Origin of the sequence: Leifsonia sp. NPDC058194, from assembly GCF_042883605.1 — a bacterium.
In the GTDB taxonomy this organism is placed as follows: Bacteria; Actinomycetota; Actinomycetes; order Actinomycetales; family Microbacteriaceae; genus Leifsonia.
In genome coordinates, this window is the sequence record NZ_JBHVVL010000002.1 from 1,109,394 (window position 1) to 1,115,047 (window position 5,654).

Annotated in this window: 6 protein-coding genes; all 6 read left to right on the top strand. The window is 73.5% G+C overall.

Going from position 1 to position 5,654, the window contains the following annotated elements:
* The first annotated feature begins 157 nt into the window (after positions 1-157).
* Genes ACFVU2_RS12090 through ACFVU2_RS12115 form a run of 6 tightly spaced genes read left to right on the top strand, consistent with a single transcriptional unit; the run spans position 158 to position 5,608 of the window.
* Entirely contained in the window at positions 158-952 is a 795-nt protein-coding gene (locus tag ACFVU2_RS12090) for a sugar phosphate isomerase/epimerase family protein (protein WP_387874332.1), read from the top strand.
* The gene (locus tag ACFVU2_RS12095; RefSeq protein ID WP_387874335.1) at positions 949-1,848 is read left to right on the top strand and encodes a phosphogluconate dehydrogenase C-terminal domain-containing protein; all 900 of its coding nucleotides are present in this window, start codon (positions 949-951) and stop codon (positions 1,846-1,848) included. Before ACFVU2_RS12090 ends, ACFVU2_RS12095 begins: the two co-directional genes overlap by 4 nt.
* Positions 1,845-3,596: a dihydroxyacetone kinase family protein gene (locus ACFVU2_RS12100; RefSeq protein WP_387874337.1), complete on the top strand. Its 1,752-nt coding sequence runs from the start codon at positions 1,845-1,847 to the stop codon at positions 3,594-3,596. The genes ACFVU2_RS12095 and ACFVU2_RS12100 overlap by 4 nt, the downstream gene beginning before the upstream one ends.
* A complete protein-coding gene (locus ACFVU2_RS12105) occupies positions 3,593-4,063 on the top strand; it encodes a ribose-5-phosphate isomerase (RefSeq protein WP_387874340.1) in 471 nt (156 codons plus the stop codon). Before ACFVU2_RS12100 ends, ACFVU2_RS12105 begins: the two co-directional genes overlap by 4 nt.
* Positions 4,063-4,854, top strand: a complete 792-nt coding sequence (locus ACFVU2_RS12110) for a triose-phosphate isomerase family protein (protein WP_387874342.1) — start codon at positions 4,063-4,065, stop codon at positions 4,852-4,854. The genes ACFVU2_RS12105 and ACFVU2_RS12110 overlap by 1 nt, the downstream gene beginning before the upstream one ends.
* 10 nt (positions 4,855-4,864) lie before the next feature.
* Positions 4,865-5,608, top strand: a complete 744-nt coding sequence (locus ACFVU2_RS12115) for a FadR/GntR family transcriptional regulator (protein ID WP_387874345.1) — start codon at positions 4,865-4,867, stop codon at positions 5,606-5,608.
* The last annotated feature ends 46 nt before the right edge of the window (positions 5,609-5,654 follow it).

Genomic DNA, 5,654 nt, shown 5'->3' on the forward strand with positions numbered 1-5,654 from the left:
CCCATGCCTATTCCTCAATATTTTTTTTTTCTTGGTTTGGTGTTTTTTTTTTTTTTACTACCCCCCCCCCCCCCCCGCCCCCTGTTGTTGGGGTCCCCCCGCCCCCCCCCCCCCCCGACTCTGGAAAGTGGTCAACCGGTTGATATATAGTGACCGCATGATCGGAACCGGCAGCTACGCCTACTTCTGGCGCTGGTCGTCGCGCGTCGACGAGCCCTGGAGCCTGGCCGCCCAGCTGGCGGACACCGCAGAGCTCGGCGGCGGGGTCTTCCAGATCTGCGACTATCCCCCGCTGCTGGGGATGGACGAGGCTGCTCTGCGCGAGGTGCGGCGCGTCGCCGACGACCTCGGCATCCGCCTCGAACTCGGAACCAAGGGGGTGGAGCGCGAGCACCTGGTTCGGTTCCTCCGCCTCGCCGACACGCTCGGCGCCTCCCTGGTGCGCAGCATGCTCTTCGCTCCGGAGTCGCGGCCGACACTCGCCGAAGCCGAGACGGAGCTGCGCGCCGCGCTCGACGCGTACGAGACGGCGGGCGTGACGCTGGCCCTGGAGACCTACGAGCAGATCCCCAGCGCGGCCCTCGTCGCCCTGGCCGAGACGATCGGCAGCGACCGGCTCGGGATCTGCCTCGACCCGGCGAACTCGGTGGCGGCGCTCGAGCTCCCCGCCGACGTGGTGGAGCGCTGCGCGCCCTACACGGCCTCCATCCACGTCAAGGACTTCGCGTTCACCCGCCGCGACGGCTGGGTGGGCTTCACCCTCGAGGGGGCGCGCTTCGGCGACGGCCTCCTCGACTACGACCAGCTCGACCGCGCCGTACGGCCGGACGAGCGCAGCATCACCCGGATCGTCGAGCACTGGCTGCCCTGGCAGGGCGACCCCGAGACGACGATCCGGCGGGAAGACGACTGGACCCGCGCCACGCTGGCCGGGCTGAAGGAGAGAGCATGAGCACCACGACCACCGCCCCCGGGACCGTGTCCCCCGCCGAGACCCTGTCGATCGCCGTCATCGGCGCCGGCGGCAAGATGGGCACGCGCGTGTCGGACAACCTCGCCCGCACCGCGCACGACGTCCGGTACGCCGAGAACGGCGCCGCGGGCCGGGAGCGCGTGCTCGCCGCGGGCCGGGAGCTCGCCACGACCGGCGATGCGGTCGACGGCGCGGACGTGGTCATCCTGGCCGTGCCCGACCTGGCTCTGCAGGCGGTGTCGGCCGAGGTCGTGCCGCTGCTGAAGCCGGGCGCGATCCTGCTGACCCTCGACCCCGCCGCCGCGTACGCCGGCCTCCTGACCCGCAGCGACAGCGTGGTGCAGGCGGTCGCGCATCCGTGCCACCCGTCGATCTTCCTGCAGCGGACCACGCCGGAGGAGTACGCGGACACGTTCGGCGGCATCGCCGCCCCGCAGGACGCGATCGCGGCCGTCGAGTCGGACGACCCGGCCGACCGCGCGCGGGTGGAGGATGTGGTCCGCGCGATCTACGCCCCCGTCGTCGACGTGCATTTCGTCACCGTCAAGCAGCTCGCGCAGCTCGAGCCGACACTGGTCGAGACCATCGCGTGCATGATCGGCGGCCTGCTCAAGGAGGCCCTGCACGAGACCGTGCACACCATGGGCGTCCCCGAGGCGGCCGCCCGCTCCATCCTGCTCGGCCACACCCAGGTAGCGCTCGCGAACAGCCTGCGCGGCGACAACCCGTTCAGCGAGGCATGCCTGATCGCCATGGACTACGGCCGCGCGACGATCGTCAAGGACGACTGGAAGCGCGTCTTCCAGGACGACGAGCTCGACAAGAACCTCGCGGCGATGCTGCACCTGGACGCGATCGTGCGGGAGGAGCGGTGACCCGCCTCTACAACGACCCCGCGGAGTTCGCGGCGGAGATGACGGACGGGTTCGTCGCAGCGAACCCGCAGTACGTCCGCTCCGTGCGCGGGGGCGTCGTGCGCTCGACCCGCATTCCTCAGGGGGCGCCGGCACTCGTCGTCGGCGGCGGTTCCGGCCACTACCCGGCGTTCGCCGGCCTCGTCGGGCCGGGCCTGGCGCACGCCGCTGTCATGGGCGACCTCTTCGCCTCCCCGTCGGCGCAGCAGGTGCACACGGTCGCCACCGCCGTCGAGAGCGGCGGCGGCGTGCTCCTCTCCTATGGCAACTACGCGGGAGACGTCCTGAACTTCGACGCCGCCGAGCGTCGCCTCCGCGAGGAGGGCATCGCCGTCGAGACCGTGCGCGTCACCGACGACATCTCCTCGGCTCCGCGGGACGAGAGGGAGAAGCGGCGCGGGATCGCCGGAGACCTCGTCGTCTTCAAGGTCGCGGGTGCCGCCGCCGAGGCGGGCGCCGACCTGGCCGAGACCGCGCGCCTGGCACGCCTCGCCAACGCGCGCACGCGGTCATTCGGCGTCGCCTTCAGCGGGTGCACCCTGCCGGGCGCCCCGGAGCCGCTGTTCACCGTGCCCGCCGGCCGCATGGGGGTCGGGATGGGCATCCACGGCGAACCGGGCATCGACGAGACCGACGTCCCCACCGCGGACGGCCTCGCGGCCCTGCTCGTCTCGGCGCTCCTCGACGAACTCCCGGACGGCGTGGACGCCGTGCGCGGCACGCGCGTGGTCCCCCTGCTGAACGGCCTCGGAGCGGTGAAGTACGAGGAGCTCTTCGTCGTCTACCGCGCCGTGTCACGATTGCTCGCCGAAGCGGGCGCGATCGTGATCGACCCGCACGTCGGCGAGTTCTGCACCAGCTTCGACATGGCCGGGGCCTCTCTCACGCTGTTCTGGCCGGACGCCGAGCTGGAGGCGCTGTGGACGGCTCCCGCCGACACGCCGGCGTTCCGCCGCGGCGGGATGGCGCCGGCCGAGCCGGTGGAGACCGCGGTGGAGACGGTTGACACGGCCGGCGGCGATGCCGACACGGCCGGCGTCGCTCCCGCCTCTCCTGCGTCGCGGTCCGCTGCCGAGCGCATCGCCCGCGCCTTCGCCGTCGTCCGCGCGGCGATCGACGACGCGGCCGACGAGCTGGGACGCATCGACGCCGTCGCCGGCGACGGGGACCACGGGATCGGCATGCAGCGCGGCACGCGCGCCGCCGCCGACGCCGCCTCCCGTGCCGTCGCCCTCGGGGCCGGGGCGGGGACGACCGTGGACCGCGCCGCCGACGCCTGGGCCGAACGTGCGGGCGGGACGTCGGGCGCCCTCTGGGGCACCGCGCTCGCGGCCGCCGCCGGTGTGCTGGGCGATGAGGACCTCCCGACCCCCGCCGCCGTGTCCGCGGCCGTGTCGGCCGCGACGGCCGCCATCCAGTCGGCCGGCGGGGCGACCCTCGGCGACAAGACGATGGTCGACGCCCTCCTGCCCTTCCGCGACACGCTCGCTGCGCGTGTCGCCGCCGGCGACGACCTCGCTGCCGCCTGGGCGGCCGCTGCCGATGCCGCGACCGACGCCGCCGCCGCGACCGCGGAGCTGCTCCCCCGACTCGGCCGTGCGCGGCCGCACGCCGAGCACAGCCTCGGCACCCCCGATGCGGGCGCGACCTCGCTGGCCCTCGTGGCCCGCGCCGTCGCTCCCCTGCTCACCAGAGAGGACGCACGATGACCGACCTGCTGCGCCTGGTCGTCGGTTGCGACGACGCGGGCTACGAGTACAAAGAGGCCCTGAAGCGCGACCTCGAGGCCGATCCGCGGGTCGCGTCGGTGGTCGACGTGGGTGTGGATGCGGACGGCCACACGTCCTATCCGAAGGTCGCGATCGCCGCAGCGGAGCTCGTCGCCGCAGGCCAGGCCGACCGCGCCCTTCTCGTCTGCGGCACCGGACTGGGCGTCGCGATCTCGGCGAACAAGGTGGCCGGCATCCGCGCCGTCACCGCGCACGACAGCTTCTCCGTCGAGCGGGCGGTGCTGTCGAACGACGCCCAGGTGCTCTGCATGGGCCAGCGCGTGATCGGTCTCGAACTCGCCCGCCGGCTGGCCCGCGAATGGCTCGGCTACCGCTTCGACCCCCAGAGCGCGTCGGCGGCGAAGGTCGCCGACATCGCGCACTACGAGGCCGTCGGCAGCTGCTGATGACCCCTCCGCTCCGCATCGGGGTGAGTCTGAAGATGTACTTCGGCCACACCCGCGCCCGGGACTGGCTGCGCGCGGTCTCCACTCGGCTCGGTGCGCATCCCGCGCTCGTCGCCGTCGAGGTCGAGCTGTTCGTCATCCCCTCCTTCGTGGCGATCCCGGATGCGGTCTCGGCGTTCGCGGGCACGCCGATCGTGGTCGGCGCCCAGGATGTCGCCTCGACCGGGCTCGGTGCGTTCACGGGTGAGGTCAGCGCCGTGGAGCTCGCGGAGGCCGGCGCACGGATGGTCGAGATCGGCCACGCCGAGCGCCGCCGCCTCTTCGGCGAGGACGACGGGGTCGTCGCGGCGAAGACGCACCAGGCGCTGGCCCACGGCCTCGTGCCGGTGCTGTGCATCGGGGAGGAGCGTCCCGGTCCGCCGGCCGAGGCGCTCACCGAGGTGCTCGCCCAGCTGCGTTCGGCCCTGCGCGACGCGCCCGACGGCCGCGTCGTCGTCGCGTACGAGCCCGTGTGGGCCATCGGCGCGGCGGAGCCCGCACCGGTCGCGCACATCCGGGCCGTCTGCAGGGGTCTCCAGGAGGCCCTCTCCGCCCTGGACGCACGCCCGGACAGCGGCGTGATCTACGGTGGATCGGCCGGTCCGGGGCTGCTCACCGCACTCGGCGACGACGTCGACGGGCTGTTCCTGGGGCGGTTCGCGCACGACGTGGACGCCCTCGCGGCGGTCGTGGACGAAGCCGCTCGGCGCGTCCGCTCAACCGGTTCCGCGATCCCGGCCGTCGAGCGCTAGCCTGGACACCGTGCCAGCCTTTCCTGACAAGCCCACCGACGGGATCGCCGCCGCCCTCGGCAGCGTCCCGATCGGGACCGCCGTCTCCACCGTCGCCAAGCGCCTCCTGGATCTGTTCACCAGCGGCGCCGTCCCGGCCGGCGCGCGCCTCCCACCCGAGCGCGAGCTCGCGCAGTCGCTCAACATCGGCCGTTCCGCGGTGCGGGAGGCGCTGGCCGCGCTCGAGATCCTCGGCGTCGTCGACGTGCGCCCGGGCAGCGGCACGTACCTGCGCGGCAGCGTCTCCGAGCTGCTGCCCGAGACGCTCAACTGGGGCCTGATGCTCGGGGAGCCGCGCACGCGCGAGCTCATCGCCGTGCGCGGACGCCTGGAGGTGTTCGCCGCGGAGCTGGCGGCCTCCCGGATCGACGACGACGTGCTCGCACGCCTCGCCGGATACCTCGAGACCATGCGCGAGTCCGGCGACGACCGGGTCAGGTTCATCGAGGCGGACGTCAAGTTCCACGTCGAGATCGCCCGCACGGCGGGCAACGAGGTGCTCGCGGGCCTGCTGCAGAGCATCCGCTCGCTCCTGCGGGTGTGGGTCGAGCGCGGCCTCCACTCCGACGCCGACGCCGAGGCCGCACTGGCCGAGCACACGGCCGTCTACGACGCCCTCGAGACCCGCGACGGCGCGGCGGCCTCCGCGGCGATGGAGGCGCACATGACGACGGCGAGCGCCCGCCTCTCGGGCACCCTCGCCGCCGACGACTAGCCGCCCCGCACCCCGGGCCCTGTCCCGGGGTGCGCGAGTTGCAGTC